Source organism: Roseibium album (assembly GCF_965233825.1).
Lineage (GTDB): Bacteria > Pseudomonadota > Alphaproteobacteria > Rhizobiales > Stappiaceae > Roseibium > Roseibium album.
Genome location: NZ_OZ247583.1, coordinates 5428933 through 5453051 on the forward strand (window position 1 = coordinate 5428933; position 24119 = coordinate 5453051).

At 55.9% G+C, this 24119-nt stretch carries 19 protein-coding genes; 14 read left to right on the top strand and 5 right to left on the bottom strand.

Annotated features, from left to right (window positions below; genetic code table 11):
• The first annotated feature begins 37 nt into the window (after positions 1-37).
• From ACO6TI_RS24960 to ACO6TI_RS24975, 4 genes are all read left to right on the top strand, one after another.
• Positions 38-589 carry a TRAP transporter small permease subunit gene (locus ACO6TI_RS24960; RefSeq protein WP_196876943.1) on the top strand — a complete coding sequence of 184 codons (552 nt, stop codon included), beginning with the start codon at positions 38-40 and terminating at the stop codon, positions 587-589.
• A complete protein-coding gene (locus ACO6TI_RS24965) occupies positions 586-1842 on the top strand; it encodes a TRAP transporter large permease (RefSeq protein ID WP_422383587.1) in 1257 nt (418 codons plus the stop codon). The genes ACO6TI_RS24960 and ACO6TI_RS24965 overlap by 4 nt, the downstream gene beginning before the upstream one ends.
• Positions 1843-2344: 502 nt before the next feature.
• A complete protein-coding gene (locus tag ACO6TI_RS24970; RefSeq protein WP_422383588.1) occupies positions 2345-2797 on the top strand; it encodes an ester cyclase in 453 nt (150 codons plus the stop codon).
• 101 nt (positions 2798-2898) lie between these two features.
• Entirely contained in the window at positions 2899-3291 is a 393-nt protein-coding gene (locus tag ACO6TI_RS24975) for a nuclear transport factor 2 family protein (protein ID WP_158510387.1), read from the top strand.
• A gap of 85 nt (positions 3292-3376) precedes the next feature.
• On the opposite strand, the gene ACO6TI_RS24980 is transcribed toward ACO6TI_RS24975, so the two are convergent.
• Both ACO6TI_RS24980 and ACO6TI_RS24985 read right to left on the bottom strand, forming a co-directional pair.
• Positions 3377-3718 carry a GNAT family N-acetyltransferase gene (locus tag ACO6TI_RS24980; RefSeq protein ID WP_422383589.1) on the bottom strand — a complete coding sequence of 114 codons (342 nt, stop codon included), beginning with the start codon at positions 3716-3718 and terminating at the stop codon, positions 3377-3379.
• Positions 3719-4084: 366 nt separating this feature from the next.
• Positions 4085-4996, bottom strand: a complete 912-nt coding sequence (locus tag ACO6TI_RS24985) for a LysR family transcriptional regulator (RefSeq protein WP_422383590.1) — start codon at positions 4994-4996, stop codon at positions 4085-4087.
• A 113-nt stretch (positions 4997-5109) separates the two neighbouring features.
• Here ACO6TI_RS24985 and ACO6TI_RS24990 point away from each other — a divergent pair, with 113 nt between their 5' ends.
• Genes ACO6TI_RS24990 through ACO6TI_RS25015 form a run of 6 tightly spaced genes read left to right on the top strand, consistent with a single transcriptional unit; the run spans position 5110 to position 10816 of the window.
• A complete protein-coding gene (locus tag ACO6TI_RS24990; protein WP_422383591.1) occupies positions 5110-5937 on the top strand; it encodes a putative hydro-lyase in 828 nt (275 codons plus the stop codon).
• Positions 5938-5970: 33 nt separating this feature from the next.
• Positions 5971-7017 carry a TRAP transporter substrate-binding protein gene (locus tag ACO6TI_RS24995; protein ID WP_104702131.1) on the top strand — a complete coding sequence of 349 codons (1047 nt, stop codon included), beginning with the start codon at positions 5971-5973 and terminating at the stop codon, positions 7015-7017.
• A gap of 12 nt (positions 7018-7029) precedes the next feature.
• Positions 7030-7563: a TRAP transporter small permease subunit gene (locus ACO6TI_RS25000; RefSeq protein ID WP_422383592.1), complete on the top strand. Its 534-nt coding sequence runs from the start codon at positions 7030-7032 to the stop codon at positions 7561-7563.
• On the top strand, positions 7560-8840 hold the full coding sequence (locus ACO6TI_RS25005; RefSeq protein ID WP_422383593.1) for a TRAP transporter large permease: 1281 nt from the start codon (positions 7560-7562) through the stop codon (positions 8838-8840). The genes ACO6TI_RS25000 and ACO6TI_RS25005 overlap by 4 nt, the downstream gene beginning before the upstream one ends.
• Positions 8841-8851: 11 nt before the next feature.
• A complete protein-coding gene (locus ACO6TI_RS25010; protein WP_422383594.1) occupies positions 8852-9505 on the top strand; it encodes a DUF2848 domain-containing protein in 654 nt (217 codons plus the stop codon).
• Positions 9506-9544: 39 nt separating this feature from the next.
• Positions 9545-10816, top strand: a complete 1272-nt coding sequence (locus ACO6TI_RS25015; RefSeq protein WP_422383595.1) for an amidase family protein — start codon at positions 9545-9547, stop codon at positions 10814-10816.
• Positions 10817-10881: 65 nt separating this feature from the next.
• Here ACO6TI_RS25015 and ACO6TI_RS25020 read toward each other — a convergent pair whose 3' ends face one another.
• Positions 10882-12921 (bottom strand): M10 family metallopeptidase C-terminal domain-containing protein, encoded by a 2040-nt coding sequence (locus ACO6TI_RS25020; RefSeq protein ID WP_422383596.1) that lies wholly within the window; start codon positions 12919-12921, stop codon positions 10882-10884.
• A gap of 468 nt (positions 12922-13389) precedes the next feature.
• Between ACO6TI_RS25020 and ACO6TI_RS25025 the strand changes: the two genes are divergently transcribed.
• Both ACO6TI_RS25025 and ACO6TI_RS25030 read left to right on the top strand, forming a co-directional pair.
• Complete coding sequence (locus tag ACO6TI_RS25025; RefSeq protein WP_422383597.1) at positions 13390-14517, top strand: efflux RND transporter periplasmic adaptor subunit; 1128 nt, start codon at positions 13390-13392, stop codon at positions 14515-14517.
• Entirely contained in the window at positions 14510-17623 is a 3114-nt protein-coding gene (locus ACO6TI_RS25030; RefSeq protein ID WP_422383598.1) for an efflux RND transporter permease subunit, read from the top strand. The genes ACO6TI_RS25025 and ACO6TI_RS25030 overlap by 8 nt, the downstream gene beginning before the upstream one ends.
• A gap of 51 nt (positions 17624-17674) precedes the next feature.
• On the opposite strand, the gene ACO6TI_RS25035 is transcribed toward ACO6TI_RS25030, so the two are convergent.
• Positions 17675-19420 (bottom strand): CAP domain-containing protein, encoded by a 1746-nt coding sequence (locus ACO6TI_RS25035; protein ID WP_422383599.1) that lies wholly within the window; start codon positions 19418-19420, stop codon positions 17675-17677.
• Between the two features lie 403 nt (positions 19421-19823).
• Positions 19824-20768 carry a helix-turn-helix domain-containing protein gene (locus tag ACO6TI_RS25040; RefSeq protein WP_422383600.1) on the bottom strand — a complete coding sequence of 315 codons (945 nt, stop codon included), beginning with the start codon at positions 20766-20768 and terminating at the stop codon, positions 19824-19826.
• Positions 20769-20987: 219 nt separating this feature from the next.
• Between ACO6TI_RS25040 and ACO6TI_RS25045 the strand changes: the two genes are divergently transcribed.
• A complete protein-coding gene (locus ACO6TI_RS25045; protein WP_422383601.1) occupies positions 20988-22628 on the top strand; it encodes a sulfatase-like hydrolase/transferase in 1641 nt (546 codons plus the stop codon).
• 166 nt (positions 22629-22794) lie between these two features.
• Entirely contained in the window at positions 22795-24066 is a 1272-nt protein-coding gene (locus ACO6TI_RS25050; protein ID WP_422383602.1) for a DUF3179 domain-containing (seleno)protein, read from the top strand.
• Positions 24067-24119 lie beyond the last annotated feature (53 nt).

Here is a 24119-nt window from a genome sequence, read left to right on the forward strand (position 1 = left end):
GTGGGCGGTCAACCTGGGGACCAAAGAGGATCACGCTATGAAGATGGTGCTGAAAACATCTGACTGGATCGCCGGAATCGAGGCGTTTCTATTGAAGATTCTGGTGGCGGCCGTACTGATGTTGATGATCCTGAATGTCGCCAGCCGTGCAGTGAACTGGTCACTCTACTGGGTGGATGAACTGGCCATCAACCTTATGGTTGTCTTTGCATTTGTCGGATCCAGCCTGATGTTTGCCCAAAGGCGAAACTTTTCGGTCACCCTTCTGTCGGATGCGGTTTCAGAATCTCTCCGCCGCCGGATGTCAATCGCTGTGCAGTGCGTCAACCTGGGTTTCGCGCTGTTCTTGGCCTATGCCACCTGGGTCTGGTTCGATCCCGTCACGATGGCCCGGAGTGGGTTCAACCTGCAGATATTTTTCGAGAGCACATACAACAGCGTGTATCAGGAAGTAACCAACACCATCGGCGTACGGCGCTTGTGGTTCTTTTTGGTGATGCCGCTATTTGCGTTCACACTGACGATCCATAGCACGGCTTGCCTGCTGCGAGACCTCCACGGCACCCCGGCCACGGGTACGCCGCGATGATTACGGCCCTGGTCTTTGTCGTGTTGCTGTTTGTCGGCGCGCCGATCGGCATCGTTCTTGCGGTCTCCGCGGCAATCTATGTGTTGGATACCGGCAACACCGCCCTGATCGGCTCCTATGCGCTTCAATTGCAATCGGGCATCGGCAAATACGGATTGTTGGCGATCCCGCTTTTCATGATGGTTGGCGAGATGATGAACGGCGGCGGCATCACGGCCAGGCTGATAGGCATGGCGCGAGCAGTCGTCGGCACGATGAAGGGCGGATTGGTCTATGTGAACATTCTTGCCAACATGATGATGGCCTCAATTCTGGGATCGGCCACGGCACAGATTTCGATCATGTCCAAAGTGATGGTTCCCGAAATGGAGCGGGCCGGATATCAAAAGACATTTGCAGTTGCCACAACGACTTCGGCGGGGCTGCTATCTCCAATCATACCTCCGTCCATGATGTTCGTGGTCTATGGTGTGCTGGCTCAGATCTCGATCGGGGACCTTTTCATCGCCGGAATTGTGCCGGGTCTGTTGATGGCCGCCGGCTTCATGATCGTGATCTTCCTGATCGGTCTGTTCAGCCCATTTCCTGTGGCTCCACCGCTGACGCCGCAGGAACGGGTCGGGTTGCTGCGCGACGGTCTTCTGACGCTCATCATTCCTGTTTCGATCATCGGAAGCATCTTGCTCGGTATCGCCACCCCGACTGAATCGGCCGCCATAGCTGCACTCATGGCTTATCTGATCGGCAAATTCATAACACGCGAGCTTTCGGACCGGGATATCCCGAAAATGCTGCTGACTGCCGGTTCAAACGCAGCGCTCGTCCTGTTCATGGTTGCCACCGCGAACGTCTTCAGCTGGATATTGATTTACGGACAGATCCCTCAAAGCCTGGCGGAGTGGGTCGTAACGGTGGCCGAGCATCCGATACTGTTTCTGCTTCTGGTCAATTTGATCATGCTGGCTGTCGGCATGATCATTGATGGCATACCGGCCCTCATCATGGTTGTGCCGATCATTCTGCCGGTTGCGACATCCGTCTATGGCATCGACCCTTATCACCTGGGTGTTGTTCTGTGCCTGAACCTGACACTTGGACTGGTTACTCCGCCGGTTGGCGTCGCCCTCTACGTGGCTGCGACCGTGTCCGATGTGAAAGCCGGCGCGATCTTCAGATCCGCGCTGCCCTTTGTCGCGGTGGCCGGAATAGTCGTGATTTTGCTTAGCGTTTTCCCTCAAATGGTGTTTCGCTGAGAGTAGCAGGGACCGCCTTGCGACGATTGAACCGATACATGCCAATTGCGGCATTCGATAAAGTTCGCTCAATCGATTTCCGCAACACTGTGATTGAAATTCCCCTCGCCTTCATTTGTTTTTGGACAAGTATCACCGAAAACACGCTGTCTCCTCTCGAAATTCTGAAGCCACAGGTGCCCTTCTTCCCTCAAAACCAATACCGGATCGACATTCGGCATTCGTCGGTTCGGCCACGAGTAGCCAACAAGTCACTTCTCGACTGCCAGGGGCAAGGCTTGAGACGGTCTGCGTCAAACGCGAAAACAAATGCGCTCACGTAAAGTTGCATTTGACCCTGTTCGCACCCGCCATTTCCAAAACGTGAGGCGTTTGCTTGATCTCTCGGCAAAAAAGCGAAGGCACAATCTTGCCCTTTTGGTAAAAATCACACGATTCCCCTTCGTAATTTCAACCAGTAATGGCAAGGTGGGTGTATTTATACCAGAAGAGGTCTTTCATTATGACAAATCTTGAAATTCTTGAAACCTGGTTTCAGCGTGTTTGGAACGAGGAAGATGAAACAGCCATCGATGAAATGTTCGTCAGGGACGGTCGGGCTGTTGGACTGGGAGCACAGACCCGCGTTGGCGGAAGCGAATTTCGCGAACATGAAATGCTGGGACCGGACGAATTCAAGGTTTTTCAAAAAGCTCTGCTCGGCCTTTTGCAGGACGTAAAAATAAGCGTCACGCACCACATGACCTCCGATGAATGGCTTTGCGCGCTCTGCGTCTTCGAGGGAAGGTCGCGTAAAACGGGCGAACCCATCAAGATGACCGGTACCGTTTATGGCCGTTTCTCGGACGACCAGATTATCGAAGCCTTTAACCATTTTGACTTTCTCAGCCTGTTTCAACAGCTTGGCTCACTGGACGGAGATACTTTCGATCGCTGCCTTTGCGGCAAGCAATAGGGGCGTCAAATCGCCGGGCCATGAAAGGTTCAGCAACAGCTCGGCTCAACACGCCAACGCTCTGGCTGAATTCCCATTTTCTGGATTTGGAGGGAAAACTCATGACAACCGAAGAGGTCGTTCGCAAAGCCATTCAGTCTTACAAAAGCGGGGATGCAGAAACAGTTTCCTCGCTGCTTCATGATGAAATTCGTTATTGCATCCACGCCAATGCGGAAACAGGTCCCTATTGCGCCGATTGTTGTGGCACCAATGCATTCTGGGAAACGATAGGCCGGATACAGGCTGACTGGAGCATTGATGACTATCGACTGACAGACATTATCGTTTCCGGCGAGCGCGCCGCGACCCAGATTGGCGTCACAATCACCAGCCGGCACACAGGTGCTACGCGAGAAACCGAGTTGGCCCTGTTCTGGACGGTGAAAGACGGCTGCGTCGTGGAGCTTCACGAGTATCATGACACTGCCGCGGCGGCCCGTGCAAAAGGGTAGATGCGCTGAGTGCCAGTTCGCAGGAATAGGCCTCGGCGACATCAGGCGCATTTGATTTGAACGAAATCTGGCGATCTGCCGTTCGTCAGATCACCTTTTCGAAATAGACACGTTCGAAGCCGTCTTCGGTTACACGGCCGGTCTCCTTGTATCCAAGGTGGGGATAGATCGACAGGTTTTCGGTCATTTTCTCATTCGTATAGAGTTTGATGGATCGAGCGCCCAGTTTCCTGGCAGACGCCTCGCAAAACGCGATCAACGCCTTTCCTATCCCTTGCCCTGATGCACTCGCCTTGACAGCGACATTTTCCAGCAGGACGTGCTGATCAGTTGGATAAAACACGACAAACCCGAGAACCTCATTGTCCGGATTGACCGCGACATGCACGTGCTCCGCTGCAATCAGGGCTTCAAAATCTGCAACCATTGGGGCAGGTGCTTTGCCAATTGCGTCAACATACTGCTCGTAAGCTCCCTCGGCGCATATACGTACGCTTTGGACATCACGCCCGACAGCGGGCCGAATTCTGAGTTTGTTATCCAAGGATACCTCGAACTGATAAATCCGCGCGCATAGCCCTTGCATGCCGCGATTTCCCATTAGGCCAAAATCTGACCTTCGCTCCAGAGACCTCTATCAACGGCCAGGAGAAGGAAGGTATCTTTAGGTTGCTCCTTGTGAATGTCCACGTCAAAAACGTTATGCGCAAAAACCGACATTGAACAAAGCCAGTGCACGACCTGCCGGGAACGCTATCCGGCGGCCTCATTGCTCGCGACCAATGTCAGCCATTCACAAACTGCCGCCCTGCCCGGCTCGCCCCTGTGCACTTTGGTCCACGTCTCCAAACTCCAGCGCCACCTTCTGCGCCACCCGCGCGGCGCGGGAGATCAGTTCGTTTCTCGGTTCGCCAATATAGGTTGCGGTGAAGTTGAGAGGCGTGGCCTGCCAGCCTGGGTCGAAGGTCGTTATCCGTTTTTCCTCCACCAGGCGATGGCCCAGAACGTGGGGCAGGATGCCGACGCCAATCCCCGAGGCGACCATCTCGAACCCGGTCGAAAGCGAATTCGTAGGGAAGATCTGGGCGGTGCTGCCGTACCTGTCGCGGAGTTGCTGTGTCAGTTCGCGGTGCGGGCGGGAATTCCGGTTGTAGGTGATGACCGGTGTCGTGCTGAGGTCCGGATCGGCAAGATCGATCGGCCGGTACCATGAGAGTTCAAATGGCGGCAGGTCCAGATTGTCAACACTGTAATCAGATATCGGGCCCATCAGGATGGTCAGGTCGAGCGACCGATCCAGCAGCAACTCCCTCAGATTGACGGATATGTCGACTGAAACCTCGATCTTGAGCCTGGGGAAACTGCGATGAAGAGCGCGCAGAAAATCGGGGAGCCAGGTTTGCGCCACCGTCTCCGCGACACCGAGGCGCAACAGGCTGCTCACGCTGTCCTCTGCCATGACGTCCCCCTTGATCCGTTCCATGATCTCCATGATCTGCTCGGCGTGATTTCTGAGCAGAACGCCTTTTCGGGTGAGGACGACGCCTGTCGATACACGGCTGAACAGTTCAGTTCCCAGATAGGTTTCCAGACTTGAAATCCGTGTCGAAACAGCCGGTTGGGAGACATTCATCTGCTCGGCAGCCTTGCGTACACCTCCCATGCGCGCAACGGTCAGGAAGGTCTTGAGTTGCTCGAAGGTCATGTTGGTCACTCCGGAAAAGTGATCCAAAAATTTGATCACTTTGGACAAAAAATCACGATTTGACTTGATAATAGATCCACCGCAGCATTTTGCCACCAACTTTCGAGGTGGAAATGACCAGCGGACTTGCCCAACTTCCAGATCTGTTTGACATGGAGACCACTGCCCAGCGCAGGATGATCCGAGACGGGCTGTATTCGGGTCATACGGCCGGACTTGCAAAGGGCAATCTTCAATGCAATCTGGCAATATTGCCCGGTGAACTTGCTGATGACTTTCATGCCTATTGCCGACTGAACCCGAAGGCCTGTCCACTGGCTGGCGTTTCGCGCGCAGGCGAAGCTTCCATCGATCGACTTGGCAATGACGTCGACATGCGGACCGACGCAGCGCTTTACAACATTTACCGCTATGGTGTTCTGGAAAAGCAGGTCAATGACCTCAAGGCGCACTGGCGCGACGATCTGGTCGCATTTGTGATCGGATGTTCCTTCACCTTCGAGGACGCCTTGCGCAAGGCGGGAATCGAAATGCGCCACATTGATCGCAACGTCACAGTCCCGATGTTTCGCTCGTCAATCGAGACCGTGGCAAGCGGACCGTTCGAAGGCGGGATGGTGGTTTCGATGCGCCCGATCCCGGAAACAAGGATCGCGGAGGTCTTCGAGATCTGCAGAAAGTATCCACTGGCCCATGGTGCACCCGTTCACGTGGGCGATCCCGCAGCGATCGGCATTTCCGATATCGATAAACCGGACTGGGGCGAAGCCGTCGATTTCAGTTCCGGTGAAGTCCCTGTCTTCTGGGCCTGCGGAGTAACGCCTCAAGCTGCGATCATGAGATCCAGACCACCCCTTTCCATTACCCATGCACCTGGCGCCATGCTCATTGCCGATGTCGGCGAGCACACGGGTCCGATTTACCCCTATAACGATAACTAACTGAAAAAATACGAAAAACAGAGGATGAACGCTATGAACAGACTGGTATTGTTATCCGCGATCTCACTGATTGCGTTCTCGGCAGGAACGAGTGCAAAAGCCGAAGAACTTGCTGTTGTCGGCAGCTGGAGCGGGTTGCCATTGCACAAGCAATACGAAGCCCCTTTCTGGAATGAAAAACTCCCGGAATTGTCAGGAGGAGATCTGACGGCTGCATTGACCACCCATGACCAGATGGGTATCTCCGGCGGTGACGTCTTCCGTCTTCTGTCCCAGGGTGTCTTCGATGTCGGCATGACGGTTGCAGATTATGCCGTATCGGACAGCGTCGCTCTTGAAGGTCTCGATGTACCGCTGATCGCGACCGACGCACCAACGGCTCAAAAAGCGGTCGAAGCGGCACGACCGATGGTCGATGACATCTACCGTGATGTGTTCAATGCCAAGGTGCTCGGCATTGCGCCCTATCCGCCCCAGGTCGTTTTCTGCAATGCCGACATTGGCTCACTGGACGATCTGAAAGGCAAGAAGGTGCGCGCTTCAGGCCGTATGACGGCCAAGTTTCTGGAAGCGCTCGGCGCCGAAGGCGTCAATGTCGGTTTCGGCGAAGTGCCGGGTGCACTGCAGCGGGGCGTCGTGGATTGCGCCATCACCGGCGCCGGCTCGGGCTACAATGCCGGCTGGTGGGAAGTCTCCACACACTTGATGCCGCTGCCGCTTGGTGGTTGGGACCCGGTCGTTACCGCGATAAACCTTGATAAGTGGAACGCGTTGTCGGACGAGCAAAAGGCGACACTGGAAAAAGGCGTCAAGGAGGGCCTGGAGGCTCCGGCTTGGGAAACAGCCCAAAATGCTCTTGAAAATGACGTCGCCTGCCTGACCGGCAATGGTGAATGCCCCTATGGCGATGCACGTGGACTGATCCTGGTCGAGGCAAGTGAAGCTGATCAGGAAAAGGCCAGGAACGTGCTGATCACCGAGGTTCTTCCCGATTGGGCCGAACGAGCCGGAGGCGACTGGGCCAAACGCTGGAGCGACAGTGTCGGCAAGGTCACTGGCGTGAAACTGGAAACCAACTAAGGCAGGATTTCAATGACATCCCTGGCAACCCTCCTCAGGCGGATAAACGACCGAGTCGCAATCGCGGTCGGATTGGTACTGCTCGCATGTGTGGCGTTCACGCTTATCGAGATTGTAGCCCGCCGGCTGGGTGGTTCGCTCGGGGGTGTCGATGAGATTTCCGGCTATGTCATGGCCGTCACGACCAGCTGGGGCATAAGCTACGCGCTGACGGAACAGGCACATGTGCGCATCGACCTGCTCCGCCAGCGTCTGGTCCCTTTTGGCCGGGCGATCTTTGACATTCTGTCAATGCTCTGTCTCTCCGGAACGGCCATCGTTGTCGCCTGGAGAGGCTGGGGTGTCCTGGAAAAAACACTCTCGACGGGTGCAAGTGCAAACACACCACTGGAGACCCCTTTGTGGATCCCGCAGTCGCTCTGGTGGGCCGGCTGGGTCTGGTTCGCGCTGTCGGCAAGCATATTGCTGATATCCGCTCTCACGAATTTCCTCGCTTCCGACTACAAGTCCGTTGATGCAATCGCCGGTGCGCGGGGGGAAGCATGATCGCGTTCACCTCCGTAGGCCTTCTCGGGCTTCTGGCACTGTCCATTCCGGTCGGCATCGTCCTGTTTCTCCTGGCCTTCGGGATCGACGAGTTCTTCAGCCCGTTCCCGCTGATGCGCGGCCTCGGGCAAGTCGTCTGGTCCTCGTCAAATTCGGCCACGCTCATTGCCATCCCCTTGTTTGTTCTTCTGGGAGAAATTCTGGTTCGCAGCGGTGTTGCGCGGCGCACCTACGCGGCGCTGGAAAAGTGGGTGGCGTGGATGCCCGGCGGGCTGATCCACGCGAATATCGCGACATCAACGATGTTCTCGGCAACCTCCGGCTCATCGGTTGCAACAGCCGCGACGGTTGCAACGGTCGCCATGCCGCAGGCGCAGACACTGGGCTACAATCCGAAACTCTTTTCCGGCGCAATCGCGGCCGGCGGAACTCTCGGGATCATGATCCCACCCTCGATCAACCTGATCGTCTATGGGTTCCTGACAGAGAGTTCCATCCCGCAGCTCTTTCTGGCCGGGCTGGTGCCGGGGCTGTTTCTGGCTGGTCTTTTCATGTTGATCACCGTCATCATGTGCATCTTCAGACCTGCCCTGGGCGGACCGCGCCAATCCAGCTCCACAAGGGAAAAACTGGAAGGGCTGACCGATCTGTTGCCTATTTTCGGCCTGTTTGGCGCGATCGTGGGGTCCATCTATGCAGGCTGGGCAACCCCGACCGAGGCGGCGACAGTCGGAGTTGCCATTGCCCTTCTGATTGCCGCCCACCAGAAAGCGCTGAACTGGGACATGCTCCAGAACGCCTTGCGTGGCGCAGTCAAGACTTCATCCATGATCGTGCTGGTCGTGATCGGCGCTTACGTGCTGAACTTTGCGCTTACGGCGGCCGGTGTCAGCCGCGCTCTGCAGGATCTTCTCACCGGTCTCGGTCTGGGACCGCTCGAAACGCTTCTCGTGATCATTCTGATCTATATCGTGCTGGGTTTCTTCATCGAAACCCTTTCCCTGATGGTTGCGACCATTCCGATCGTCGTGCCGATCATCGTGCAACTCGGTTATGACAAGATCTGGTTTGGCATCCTGATGATAATCCTGGTCGAGATGGCGCTGATCACTCCCCCTGTGGGCCTCAATCTCTACGTTGTCCAGGCCGCACGGAAGACCGGCAGTTTCAGCGATGTCATGCTGGGCTGCATTCCTTATGCGCTCGCCATGCTGGCCATGGTTGGTCTGCTCATCCTTGTTCCGCAACTGGCCCTGTTCCTGCCCTCAACCCTTTAAGAGATCTGTCGATGAAATTTCAGACTGTCACCGGAGTGCTCGACTGCACTCCCGACCGGCTCATCGTGGCCGGATGGACCGGACGCGACCGGGCTGCCGTTGATCATCACATCGAGGAACTGGCGGCAATCGGAGTTCCTGCTCCGTCGACCGTTCCCCTCTATTACCAGTGCGCTCCTGCCCTGCTGACACAGGAACCTGAAATTCAGGTCCTTGGACATGAAACGTCAGGTGAAGCAGAACCCTTCCTGATGCGCATGGACGGCCGGCTCTGGATCGGTCTTGCCTCGGATCACACGGATCGTGCTCTCGAGACGCATTCGGTTGCCGCCTCCAAGCAGATTTGTGCCAAGCCGGTGGCTGACAGGCTCTGGTCCCTTGATGACATCGAGCCGCGTCTCGACAAACTTGTACTGAAATCGTGGATATTGGAAAACGGCGACTGGACTGCCTACCAGGAAGGAACTTTGTCATCCATCCTGCCTCTGCGTCAGTTGATCATCGGGGCCGAACTTGTTGACGGTAGTGCCATGCTGTGCGGAACCCTTCCGGCGCTCGGCGGTGTGCGCCCAGCATCCGACTTCCGGATGTCGCTCATCGATCCGGAACGTGACCAGGCAATTGACTGGCGCTACCGAAGCTCTACTCTCCAGATCATCTCGTAAACCTCCCCGGCCTGCATTTCAAATCAAGGACACCACCAGATGAGCGCATCCTTTCCCTGGGCACCTGAAACTGCCGGAAAAAGGCTTGAAACCGCACTTGAGCGTGCCGCCGGGGATGATGCGGCAAAATATGTTTTTCTGAAGCTTCTGCCGGACCGTGCAAGAAAGCAGGTCACCCAGGCAGGCAAAACGGATCACCCGCTGGCAGGAGCGCTCATCAGCGTGAAAGCGTTGTTCGATGTTGAAAACGAAACGACGACAAGCGCGACCAGGGTTCTGGTTGAAGATCCGCCGGCAACGTCGGACGCACCGGCCATCGCGCGTCTGGCTGCCGCGGGGGGTATCTTTGTCGGGCTCACCAACATGTCCGAATTCGCCTATTCGGGCATGGGGCTCAACCCGCATTACGGTACGCCCAGGAATCCGGCCTATCCCGGCTGCGTCCCTGGAGGATCGACAAGCGGCGGTGCCGTTTCCGTTGCCCTCGGCCTCTGCGACATCGCGATCGGCAGCGACACCGGCGGTTCGCTGCGGATACCTGCGGCATTTACGGGCATCACGGGCTTCAAGCCAACGCAGGGTTCGGTGTCCATGGAAGGCGGCAAACCGCTGTCCGACAGCCTCGACAGTTTCGGACCGATGGCAAGAACCGTGGCAGAATGCGAATTGGCATGGCAGGTGATGTCGGGGACACCCGCTTCGCCTGCTCCTACCGCACCTCGAAGACTTGTCGTCCCGCTCAATTTCGGCCTATCGGAAGCAGATACAGAGGTGATTACAGGCTTCAATGCGATTGTACGGAACCTTCGGAGCGCCGGGCTGGAGATCGTGGAAAAGGAACTTGCCTCGATTGCACAATACGAAAGTGTTCCACCCTGGCATATGACATCGGTGGAATCGCGCGCGCATTACGAACCCCACTTCCAGGCTTCACCTGATCAGTTTGACCGCCGCGTTCATGCCCGCATGGCACTCGCCGACAAGCTGTCTGCCATTGAGTACCGCAGGACCTTGAATCGGCGGGCCGAGTTCATCGCTTCATTCCGCAAAGAGCTTGGCAACGACGTGCTTCTCATGCCGACAACGCCCAAGCTGCCTCCAAGGATCAAGGATCTCGAGGATGATGAGGAATTCAATCGCCTCAACCTTCTGGCACTTCGAAATCCCTCTCTCGCCAATGTCGCCGATGCCTGTTCCATTGCCCTGCCCTACCAGCACGACGGCAAGACGTTAAGTGCGATGCTGGTCGCTGGCGGCGAGCGCGACGAAGACCTGCTGGCTTGCGCGAAGGCAGTCGAGGCAGTCCTGTAAGCCCCACCAAAATCAGAAAAACGGCTCACGCATTTGGCAGCGCGTGAGCCTTGATCCTCTGCGCCTCAGACAAATGCAAAATCATCTGCCTGCAGCACCGTACCGTCCGAGAATTCGAAATTGTCGACATAGACACCAAGGTCGTTGATCTTCACCTGGCCAGCACCGCTCGCCCAGGACAGGAGCATGTTGCTGTCGCTGTCCGACGAAGCTTCAACGTCCGAGACCTGCAGGTCCTTGAAGAACAATGTGTCGATGCCATTGCTGATCAGTTCAACGATATTGATCCAGCCACCATTCGACGAAACGACATAGCTGTCGTTGCCTGCGCCCCCCTCCAGGTTCTGCCAGCCACCGGAGGAAGAACCAGCATCCAGAGTGTCATTGCCTTCCGCGCCGATCAGCGTATCCGTACCATCGTTTCCTTTCAGGAAATCATTGCCGCCGCCGCCGTTCATCCAGTAGTCGACACTGGCATCGTTGCCGATCACCCGGTCATTTTTTTCCGCACCCTGGAACTCTTCAAACCCGTACCAGGAAAGCCCCGAAGTGTTGAACTTCGATCCGGATTCGATGATCAGCTTGTCGATACCGGATCCGCCCACATCCTTTGGAGTGCCGCTCTCCCAGAACAGGTCGCCGCTGGCATAGTAGATCGTATCGTTCCCCGCTCCTCCCGATACACTGTCGTTGCCCCAACCGCCTCGGAGAAAGTCATTTCCGGCTCCGCCAATGAGTTCGTCGTCACCACCGCTGCCGATCAGCGTATCGTTGCCGCCGCCACCGTCGAGAACGTAGTCGACCGTGCCGTCATTGCCGACGACCCGGTCGTTTCGCCCCGCACCGATGAATTTTTCAAATCCGTACCAGGAAAGACCGCTGGTATTGAAAACGGACCCGCTTTCCATCACCAGTGTGTCAGTTCCGCTCCCACCGACATCCTTGGGGGCACCGTTCACCCAGAATGTGTCTCCATTGGTGTAGTAGATGGTGTCGTTGCCGGCGCCGCCCGACATGTTGTCATTGCCGTAGCCACCACGCAGGATGTCGTTGCCACCGCCACCGATCAGGTCATCATTCCCACTGTTACCCAATAGCGTGTTGTCGGCATCGTTGCCGATCAGCTCATCATTGCCACCACCGCCATATGCATTTTCAATGATCGTGCCACGAGCGACAATGAGATTGCCGGTTAGCCCGCCGACATTCGAAATGGCTTCCTGGTTGAGGTCTATGCGCTGATTGGCTCCAACGTGGGAAAAATCGAACAGATCCGTTCCACCATTGTCGTAGATTGTCATCGCAGCTGTTTGATTTGAATCGAAAAACGTCTCCAGGTAACCACCCGCATTTGAATTGTTACCATATATGGTCGCGCCGGTTCGAATGCTGGCAGGTGTGCCGTACAGTTCCTGTATCGCGACGATATCCGCGACCATCGGAGTAATCACGTATGCGTAGCTGGCGTTGACATAGGTGTTTTCTGTCTGGCTGAAATAGGACATGACTGTCGCTTGCCAGGAGTCGTTAAGGTAGTGATTGTCGACGCCATATGTCGCCGACCCGTTGTAGTTTCCGCCATGCCTCAATCCAAGCGCATGACCGATCTCGTGAATATAGGTCTGGAAGGAATAGCTGTTTATGCCGGTGCCGTACGAACTCAGCCATCCCTTCGACACATTGACATCGGCCGAGATCATGTCGCCGTTGCTCCACCAGGAATAACTGGCATAAGCACCGGAACTCTCATCATCGAACGTGATCTGCGCACCGCTTGAGACGAATGAGAAATTGATCCCGGTGACATTCTCCCACGCTTCCAGCGCATTCGTCGCCAGGAACTTTCCGTCATTTGTCAGGCCGGTAATGTCGACAGTGATCGTATCGCCCGGACCGGCATTGAAGGCAATCGGCGAGCCGTTGGAGGTTTCCTGTGTCAGTTGATCTGCGATCTGGTCGTTGCTGAAGACCGGCAGAGGCGCAGATAAAACCGCTGACCCGTCGGCGCCGGTACTTGCTGCGGTTCCACTGCCGTCAACGCAGCTGAATCCTGCGACATAGGGAATTTCTTCGGTACGGCCGGTGGCGAAACAGAGTTCACACATGTCGAATTTGCCTCATTTATGTTTGTCAGACCCATGAAACGCAACGCAGGTGGAGCCCCGGCCACAACGACAAGGCCCCGCTTCCAAGGCACAAATGCCATTGAGCTCCGTATCTGCAAAAAGGGACCCGGATGCCCGTATCCCGCTTGCCCTGGAGCATTTCACGAAATCCAGACTAAGGAACGAAGGGAGCGCCCTCAAGTAAAATACAAATACATTTCAAAATATAAAAAACATTTTTCAGGTAAAATCAGAAAACAATTCGATTTTATCTATATTTTGCACCAAATAGAGCGCCTTCATAAGAGCATAATTTTCAGAAAACAAACATCAAAACACGATAAACTTTAAATTTTCGATTCTACAACTTATGTCAATTCACGCAGCTTCCGTCTTGCACGGAGCCGGTTCGTTGTGGTCTGTTCGAACAAGAAAAGGAAAAGCCTGCAAGCTGCTGGAGCCTGGTTTATGAACCGAATTGCTGGATCGATCCTCGCGCTTGCATGCGCCTTTGCGTTGGGGATTTGGGTTTCCTACAGCGGTTTGTTCTTTTCCGCGAGCAACAGTTCCGAACAGGTTTCTGCGGTCCGGACCCAGGACCGGGAGACCTCGCAGGAGCCAGGTTTTCCCGACAATGCCGTGGTCGTCACGACGACTGAAGTTGCCTTCACACCTCCAAGGTCCCGTATTCAATCGATCGGAACCGGCAAGGCGATTCGCCTGATCCACGTCACCGCTGACGTTGCCGGTACGGTCGAACAAATTCATGTTCAACCGAACACGGACGTCTCTGCGGGAGATCCGATCGTTACGCTGGAGCGCAAAACGCAGGAAATTCTTCTGGACAGTGCCAGGGCAGAACTCGAGCAGCAAACGGCTTCGTACAACAGATACCAGACGCTTCTTGATCAACGCAGCAATGCGGTATCACAAGCTCAGGTCGATGAGGCACGGGCGTCTCTCGCTGTCGCGAACGCAAAGGTAGCCGAGGCTCAATACGAGTTTGACCGCAGGATCATCAAAGCGCCCTTCGCCGGTCTGATCAATCTCAACGACCTGACGGTGGGCAGCTACCTGTCGCAGGGTGCCGAGATCGTTACCCTGGTCGATGCCAGCAGTCTTCTTGTGGAATTTACCGTCCCGGAAACGGCAATCAGCCAGATCAGCACAGGCGTTCCGGTACGTCTGACGACGCCTGCCCTTGTCGGACGCGTCTTCAACGGAGAAATCACGGCCTTTGACAGCTCCATCGACGAGGAATTCAGAACCGTCCGCGTGCGCGCGGAGGTTCAGAACCCGCAAAACCTCCTTCTCCCGGGCATGACATTCAGTGTCAGCCTCGCAAGTTCGGATGAACCGATGCCGATGGTGCCGGCCATTTCCATCCTCTGGAGTCCCAACGGTGCATATGTCTGGAAACTCGGCCAAGATAATTCTCCGCAGCGCATAGACGTGGTCTTGCGCCACCGCCTCGGCGACAATGTCTGGCTTGAAGCCGACCTGAAAAAGGGTGACATCGTTGTCAAGGACGGCGCCTTCAAGGTCAGCCAGGGCATCTCGATAGCCGTTGAAGTCGCGGAGACGGTTGATGGCTGATGCTTCGCCGGAAAGGATGACCCGGGACCGGCTCGGTTTTGCGGCAACCTTTGTCGGTCGCCCCATTCTCGCGCTCGTTCTCAATCTTCTGGTGATCATCGCTGGAGTCACGGCGCTCAATGGAGTCGAGGTCCGGGAGTTGCCGAATGTCTCCAGGCCCGTCATTTCAGTCCGGGCAACCTATCCGGGAGCCGCGGCAAGCACCGTAGATTCGGAAGTCACAAGCGTCCTGGAAGATGCACTGGCACGTCTTGAAGGGCTGCAGAACATCTCCGCGACATCTTCCTACGGCAGTGCGAGCCTCACGCTGGAACTGAGCAGTTCGACGGACGTCACGGATGCCGCCAATGACGCACGCGACCTGGTATCGCGCGCGCAGCGCAACCTGCCGGATGATGTCGAGGACCCGACGGTGCAAAAAAGCGATGCTGACGCAGATCCTATCGTTCGGCTCGCACTCAGCGGCTCACTCCCGCTGACAGAGCTTGCATCGCTTGCCGAAGGCATGGTTTCAGACAGGCTTTTGGCCATCGACGGTGTGTCTGAAGTACAGGTAGCGGGCGACTATGCGCGTATCATGCGCGTTACATTTTTCCCTGTAGCGCTAGCCAGTCGCGGAATTTCGCTATCCGACATGCGAACCGCCCTCGCCAGCGCCAACCTGGACATTCCGCTCGGCGCTCTGGAAACAGGCACCCAGGAACTAGTCGTCCGGTCCGTGGCCTCAACAACAACCGAAGAGGCCATCTCGTCGATCCGCCTCAACCGCGAAACGGTGATCGGAGATGTTGCCTTCGTGCAATTCACATCCGACGACCCGTCAGTGATCACGCGCATCAACGGCCAGCCCTCAGTGGGGCTGAATGTGATCCGTCAGTCCCATGCCAACACGCTGTCGATCTCGAATGCAGCGCGCGCTGCCGTCGCCGGTCTGCAGGATGATCTTCCGGACGGTGCCAGCCTGATCATCGTTGCCGATGACGGCGTCTTCGTGGAGCGCTCCATTACTGGGGTTGTCTCCAGCATCGCCATGGCCATCGTGATCGTCGTCGCCGTCATCTTCCTCTTCCTGCAATCGCTTCGGGCAGTTGTCATCCCTGCGGTCGCTGTTCCGATTGCCCTCGTTGGCACGCTTGGCGCCATATGGGCTGCCGGCTTTTCGGTAAACACCATCACCTTGCTTGCCCTTGTTCTGGCCACCGGGATGGTCGTCGACGACGCGATTGTCGTGCTTGAGAACATCGTGCGCCGCCGCAAGGAAGGGCTTGGCGCATTTGCGGCTGCGGCAATTGGAACAAGGGAAGTTTTCTTTGCCGTCATTTCGACGACGGCAACCCTTGCCGCCGTCTTCATTCCCATTTCCTTCCTGCCGGGACAGGCAGGTGGCATTTTCGGCGAGTTCGGATTTGTTCTGGCGTTTTCCGTCGCCCTTTCATCCTTCGTCGCGCTGACGCTGTGTCCGGCCCTGTGTGCCATTGTCGATCCCGGGAAACCGGAGGTGAATGGCAAGGACGGCGAACACGAGGCGCGCACAAACGCATTCCTGGCAACTTTCGCCACGTTGATCGATTTCATCCTGAGGGCGCGGTACCTTGTTCTGGCGAGCGCTCTGGCATTTGCCGGTGCCTCCATGGCACTTTACGGTTTCCTCCCCCAGGAAATCACGCCGTCCGAAGACCGCGGCACGATCATGGTCGCCTTGCGAACCCCCTCGACGGCCAGCCTCGACTACTCAAGCCGGCAGGTCGCCAGCGTCGAGAAAATCCTCGAACCATATGTCGCATCCGGCGAAGTCGTGGCGGTTCAATCCCTCATCGGACTTAGATCGACCAGCTTCGCACTTGTTTTCGTCCGGCTGGCACAGTGGGAAAACAGGGATCGAAGCCAACATGAAATCGCCGCGGAAATTCAGGGACCCGTCAGCAGAATTCCGGGTGCCTTCATTTCGCTGCGCGCGTCGAACAGTCTTGGCATCCGCGGCGCAGGACGTGGTGTGCAATTCGCAGTTGTCGGCAAGGACTACGATGTTCTGGGTGCCCTGACCAATGAGTTGATAGCCAGGATGGAGGGCGATGCGACTTTCGAAAATGCGCAGCTGGTCAACGAGGTCAATCAGCCCCAACTTCTGTTGGAAGTCGACCGTGACCAGGCCGCCAATCTGGATATCAATCCGAGAGATGTGATCGAGACACTCAACACGGTCATTGAGGGCAACAAGGCTTCCGAGATCTTTCTGAACAACGAATCTGTCGAAGTCAGACTTGAGCTTGGCGGACGCCCGATCAATGACCAGGGAGATCTTGAAAACACCTTCCTGCGCGCCGGAAACGGGCAATTTGTGCCGATATCTTCTGTTGCGACACTCGCGGTGGCCGCTTCCGCATCCACATTGAGCCGCGAGGCGCGTGAACGGGCAGTAACGGCCCAGGCCAATCTTGGCAAAGGTGTGGACCTTGGTGCTGCCGTCAACCGGCTCCGGGAAATCGCCCCGGATGTTCTCGGCAGCGAGGGCCGGCTGGTGTTTCTCGGCGAGGCCGCGACGCTTGAAACGGGCGAAACAACAACCTTGCTGGTATTCGGCGCTGCTATTCTCATCGTTTTCCTTGTGCTTTGCGCCCAGTTCGAGAGTTTTTCCAGCGCACTGATCATCCTGATCACCGTGCCATGCGGTCTCGGGACCGCCTTGCTGGCGATCCTGATGTCCGGCGGCAGCCTCAACTACTACAGTCAGATCGGTCTGGTGATCCTCGTCGGAATAATGGCGAAGAACGGTATTCTGATCGTGGAATTCGCCAACCAGCTCCGCCAGCAGGGAGAGGATGTTGATACGGCGATCCGCAACGCAATGCGCATCCGGTTGAAGCCGGTGATGATGACCATGGCATCGACGGTTGCAGGCAGTATTCCACTGGTTCTGGCCACCGGTGCCGGGGCCGAGGCAAGAACGGCGGTTGGCTGGGTTGTCGTCGGCGGTTTGGGGCTTGCGACCATCTTCACACTTTTCCTGACGCCTGCGATCTACCGGATCATTGCCGGTTGGACACAGCCACCCGGAGCTCAGGAAATGCGCCTCGAAAACGAACTCGCCGCCCATCGGGAAACCTGACCGCAGACCCTGGAAGACCCGCTCCACGAAAGAGCGGGTCTTCCTGCCAGATCACAGCAAGGCAAAATCATCGGGTTGATAGACCGCTCCGAACTGGAACACAAATTGATCCAGATACTCGCCTGCATCATTGACCGTCACCTGGCCCGCACCGTCATCCCATGAAAGAACCATTTTGTTGTCCGCATCCAGCGAGACATCGACATCAGACCTCTTGAGATCCTTGAAAATCAGCTTGTCATTGCCGTTGCCAGCCAGTTCGACGATGTCGATCCGGCCTCCATTCGAGGTGACGACATACGTGTCGTTACCGGACTGACCGAAAAGTTTCTGCAGCCCGCCGGCGGACGCACCGGGCTCGAGCCTGTCGTTGCCCGTGCCACCGAGCAGTGTATCGTTTCCGGCGCCCCCCTTCAGCAAGTCATTGCCACCGCCGCCATTCAGGACATAGGCAACCTTCGCATCGTCACCGGTGACCCGGTCGTCCTTTTCCGCTCCCTGGAACCTTTCAAACCCGTATTTTGACAGGGCCGAGGTGTTGAACCTGGATCCTGCCTCCACAACGAGTGTATCAATTCCGGCCCCGCCGACATTGCGCGGAACTCCGCTGTCCCAGTAAACGTCTCCACTGCCGTAATGGATCGTGTCGTTTCCAGCTCCACCGAAAACTACGTCACGCCCGGCGCCGCCCTTGATCGTGTCATTGCCGGCTTTGCCGTAAAGGCGGTCATTGCCGCTGCCTCCGATCAGCGTATCGTCACCAGCGTTGCCCTGGAGCGTGTCGTTTCCCGACCCGCCATTGAGCCAATAGTCGACATTGCCATCATTGCCGATCACCCTGTCATTCTTCTCCGCTCCCTGAAATCGCTCAAAGCCGTACAAGGAAAGACCGGACGTGTTGAACACCGAGCCCTTGTTGACGATCAGCGTGTCTGTTCCCGCACCGCCGATATCCTTCGGCACCCCATTGGTCCAGAAATCATCCCCGTTGGTATAATGGATCGTGTCGTCGCCATCGGTACCGACCGGTGGCGGAGGCGTTCCGCCGCCCTCAGATCCATCCTTGACGTCGAGTTTGACGTTCTTTCCGGAGATGGAAAAACTCTTCTCGATGGTTCCGTCGATACCCGCGCCGGTGAACTTTGCCGTATAGGAGCCGTTGGCGAGCGCAATGCTGTAACCACCACCTGGGTCGGTCGACTTTGTGGCGACGGTCGATCCGGACGAGTTGACGATGGTTACCTTCGCCGCCCCCAGCGCCTCACCCATATCGTAGAACTTGTCACCGTCCGCGTCGTCAAAGACAACACCGGTCACATAGTTTTTCGTCGTCCCGGCAAAATTCTGCGTGGCATAACTCGTCGAATGATCAGGAGAACTGGGATGCCCACCGATGGCATCACCGACACCCAGCATCGTATAACCTGCATTCAGTATATTGGCTCTGTGACCGGATGAATTCATCCAACCCGTATGCATGTCCTCGATGATCTTTTGGGGGACATATTCACCTGACGCCGGCCGGCTCTGATTGAAAGGATTGTAGGCAATATTCTCGCCCATTGGATACTCGGTCCAGCCTTCCGCCTTCATCCTGTCCCACGGGCTTGAGCCTCCCGATCCTGTGTGATCAAGCCGTCGACCGTCCGCCATCCATTCGGAATGTTTTTGAGCCGCTGCGTTGAGCTGAGATGCTGAAGCGACCGGTTCCAGTCCGGCTGCCTGCCTCTCCTTGTTGACGAGTTCCAGGATCAGCTGCTCGCTTGAACTCAGCGTGTTCACCGGATTGTCCACCATTGCGTTTCCTTTCGTGCTTCGCATTGCGCACGAAAGGCTCGCGGTGAAATCCGGCGAAAGAATCGCCGCTTTGCGGATGGAATTTGCTAAAGATGTGTCAGAAAAAATGTATCGCACCGCGCGCATCCCGGGTTGTCGAACATTCGACCAATCGCAACAAGGTCAAGTGCCCCCGAACGCTGCGTTAAAGGCGTCACGCAAACAATTTCAACACCAGGGCTCATTCGAAAAACGAGATATGTTAAGTCAATCAAAAATATCCGGTTGCGAAAAATGAAAAAATACTTCCAACAAAATCCAAAACTACAATAAATCTAAATTCAAATCAAAATATCTGCACCGATAAATTAAATATTGCTTCTCTCAGATATTTGGAACCAGCAACGGAAAACACTTCCAATCATCAGGAGTACCGTTTCATGGTATCAGACGGTCTTTCACCGAACATCTTGCGATAGTCGAGCGCAAATTGTCCGACATGGGAAAATCCCGCCTCGTCCATAATGTCGGCAATGGACCGCGCTGCTTCCGAAGCTGTCTGCAGCTTCCTGCGCGCTTGCGCCAGGCGGGCGGATTTCAGGAATGCCGACGGTCCGGTGCCGAACTTGTCATGGAACGCGATTTCGAGTGCGCGCCGCGAGATATTGGCCTTCTGACAGAGGGTCGAGATCCGGATGTCTGCAGCGTCTCCGGATGCTATCGAAGCGAGGATCTCTTCGATCACGAAGCGCGAGGAACTGGGCGCCACTTGACGTGGCTGAAGACCTGTCTGCATCACCCAGCAACTGACGAGCCTTTCCACAAGTGCATCGAGCGAGCATGGATCCACAAAACGCGGATGCCGGCCAAGCCGACCGAGAACCGCCCTGGCATTTCGCAGGACGTGGTCAGGCGCTCGAAAGACACTCGGAAATCTTGCAAGCTCAATTTCCCTGAAGCCGCAGCGTTCCAGGTATTCCTCGATGACAGGCACATCAACTGCGATCAGATACACCTCGAAGTCCTGAGCGGAAATCGATCTGAGTTCCGTTTCGGGCAGATAGACCAGAACATCGCTTGAGCTGGTGAATTGATCGCGCCACCAGAGTTCGTTCAGCTTCTCACCGGGAATCGTGAACGTCACCTTCCCTTGAGGCGGCGCGCCTCTTTGGTCGAAATTCATCCGGAACCGCGCGTATGTGCATTCAAAACGGGACATATTGCCCTGAACAATGCGTGCGATTTTTTCGTCAGGCGGGATTGAGCCAAGTGGCTGGAACCGGAGGTCCCAGTATTGAACGTCATGACATAACTGGTCGACGTCCAGAAACTCCGCAACGAGTGTTGTTTGAAATTCCGGACTCTCCAATGAAACCTTGCCTCTGTTTCGCAATTTCGATCATGGGAACAGCTGATGCGCCCTAGAGTCAATTCAGCAAAAACAAAAATAACCGGCTCCTGGAAGGCATCTCAGCATTTCTTACAATGAAATGCTGATTTTCGAGCAAGCAATGGAATAGCAGTTGATCGATATTCGTCAAAATACTGCGTATATGAATTTGTCAGACAACTCAATGGTGCTGGAAAAATGAAGGTATTGTCCGCATTTTTACTTATGCTCTGCATCGGAATTGCCAATTCGTTCGCGCAGGATGGCCCCATCATCCGTGACGGTGAGTTTACGTTTCTTCTGGCTCAGAAAGGCGATGAATGGAAAGAGCAGGATCAGAGGATCGATGCGAGACTGGAGGAGATCCGTGCGGCGAATGACGGCAGACCTCCCAATATCCTTTACATTCTGATCGACGACGTAAGTTTTGGGCAAATGGGAAACCGGACCCTCAACTACGTCACTGGTATCGAGACACCCAACATCAACGAGCTGGCAGGTGAAGGTCTGTCACTGATGCGGATGTACACGGAACCTTCGTGTACCCCCACACGCACGGCCATGCTGACCGGGCGCCATCCTGTTCGCGCCGGTGTGGAAGAGGTAAAGGTAGCGTTGGTCGGCGAAGGTCTTTCGGCGGAAGAAGTCACCATTGCCGAAATCCTCAAGGAAGTGGGCTACAACACCGCACATGTCGGCAAGTGGCATCAGGGCGACATCGAACAGGCTTATCCGCACAACCAGGGTTTCGATTGGGCAGCATTCCCGTTGCATCAGCAGGTTCAACTCAGCCTGATGACCCGGGAAGCTATGACCGCCAACAACATGCTCGGATTTCACGCCTCAGGCCAGAACAACCAGTTCGCCATCGACCAGCGTTTCAAGCCTTACGGACTGGTAACCGGTGTCGAGGCTGAAGCCGGCGCCAAGGCAAGGGAAGTCGGCATGGATCCCGGGGAAGAATGGACCCAGGCCAAATACGAGGAGATGAACGAACGCTACCAGCGTCAGATCCTCGAACAACTGGAGCGTCTAGCCGGCGAGGATGCTCCTTTCTTCCTGCAATACTGGCCGCTCTATCCACTGAACTTCGTCTATCCTGATCAGGCGATTTCCCGAAATGGCGGATTTCATGCCGACAAGCTCCAACTTCTGGACGGGTGGATCGGAGATCTTCTGGCAAGGGTCGACGACTTGGGACTGCGCGACAATACCATAGTCGTTCTGATGGCTGACAATGGACTGATGTATCACTACGAGGGCACATCCGGTCTCAACCAGCTTATTTACAGGGGCGGAAAGACCCAACATCTGGAAGGCGGCGTACGTACTGACGCCTTCATTCGCTGGCCCGGCGTCATCGAACCGGGCAATGCGGCTGGCGACATCATTCATGTGTCTGACCTCTTCACCACGTTTGCCCGTATAGCCGATGCCACGGACTATATACCGCGCGACCGGGTGATCGATGGCCTCGATCAGACAGCACTGCTCCTGGAAGGCGAAGGCAATTCGCGCCGGGATTATGTTTATGTTTACGAAGGCACTGTCCTTCGGTCAGTGGTCAAGCAGGAATTCAAGATGCATCTTCCTGCCCCGGGTCAACCCGGCGCCGCGGCACCGGTCTTCAACATCTACCGCGATCCGCGCGAAGAACATCCACAGGTCGGCTATTCACTTTGGTCCGGTGCCTCTTTCCAGGACATGGTCAAGCGGCATCAGTTGACGATAGCAAATCATCCACACCTGCCGCTCGGCAAAGGCGTTCCTTACGAAGGGATTGAGAACCTGCGTCCCGAGAGCGAGCTCACAAGGGAAGTTTTCGCAAGCTGGCAGTGACAGACAAGTTATTCGGATGGTCGACCGAGTTCACACAAACAGACATCCGAGCGCAGTTCTTGGTGTTCCGTTGCCGAGTGACATCTCAGGAACAGACCTTGTCGAGATATGCAACGCGACGGTGACAACGAAAACCCGTTAGCCCCCGGGAGATGAGGAATACGCCATGGCTGTTATCGGAAACCTCTTTTTCTATGGCGGCCTTGCTGTTTCACTTGTCATCGGCCTGCTCTATTTTCGCGATCTCGGCGACGTCACGCAGATGGTTCTGAAAGTGAAACGGGCGAACATGGTCCGGTTCATACGCAACGAAAACCGCCTGCTAGCCGCTGGTCTCGCAGGTGCCGCCATCATGACACTGGCTCACTTCAGTGTTGGCGGGGGCCCATTCTGGCTCTGGCTCGCAGCGTTTCTGCTGCTCGTTGTCCTCTATGGCTTTCCCTATGTCTGGGTCCATGTCGGTCTCCGAAACCAGAAGAACACCGCGCAGTACCTCCCCATCAAGGAAGCAATGGAATGGGTCAGTCCCTCAAGTCCTGTCCTCGTCATTGAAAACAACGGTGTTGCCCGGGCACATCCGGACGCGCAGATCATGCGTCCGCACCTGGCCGGCAATCGGGAAGGCCTGGATGGCGAGAATGTCATCATGACCTATTGCGCCATGGCCAATCTGGGGATCGGCTATACGCCGTCAATCGAGGGGCAGGAGCTGGACCTTGAAGTGCTGGCGCAACATGGCAACAATCTGATCCTGCGCGACAACAGGACTGGCGAACCGGTTCAGCAGATCTACGGCTTCCGGGACCGGGACAGCAAAGAGAGCGAAAATGGTCCGGCCTGCCCTCTTCAGCCCCAGCTTGCCATGCGTCCGTGGCCGACATTCCGGATGACAATGCGTGGTTTTGCAAAGGCTTATCCTGATGGCAAGGTTTTCATCAACAAACCCTCGAAGAACCCGATACTGTTTTTGTTCGACCTGGCTATCGAGACCATCTTTTCATCCGAAATTTCCCGCCAGCATCGCGTGAATGCACCCATCATCTCGAACATGAACCGCAACGGCGACGACCGCCTCCACAACAAGACCTATGTCTGGGGCATCGACATAGACGGCGATGTGGTGTGCTGGACGGACGACTTTGTGATCGAAAACGGCAATATCATCAACGCCAAGGTGGGCGGAAAGGATCTTGTTGTCGTATGGGACCCGAAGGTCGAGAGCCTGGGCATCTGGTACAACGATACCGCAGCGCCAGTTACCGACATTGATTTTTTCGGCAAAACACCGGCCGGAAAACTCACGCGGGTCGAAAATGTCCGCCCCGGGATGTTCTGGCACGTGTGGGCCGAGTTCTTTCCCAACACCGAAATCAACCGTACCGGCACAGCTTCAACGAAAAGCGCCCCAGGCGAGACCGCAACGGAGGCAGCTCAGTGAACAATCTGTCCCAAAGCCGATCCGGGCGATGCAACGGTGCAATTTGCAACACC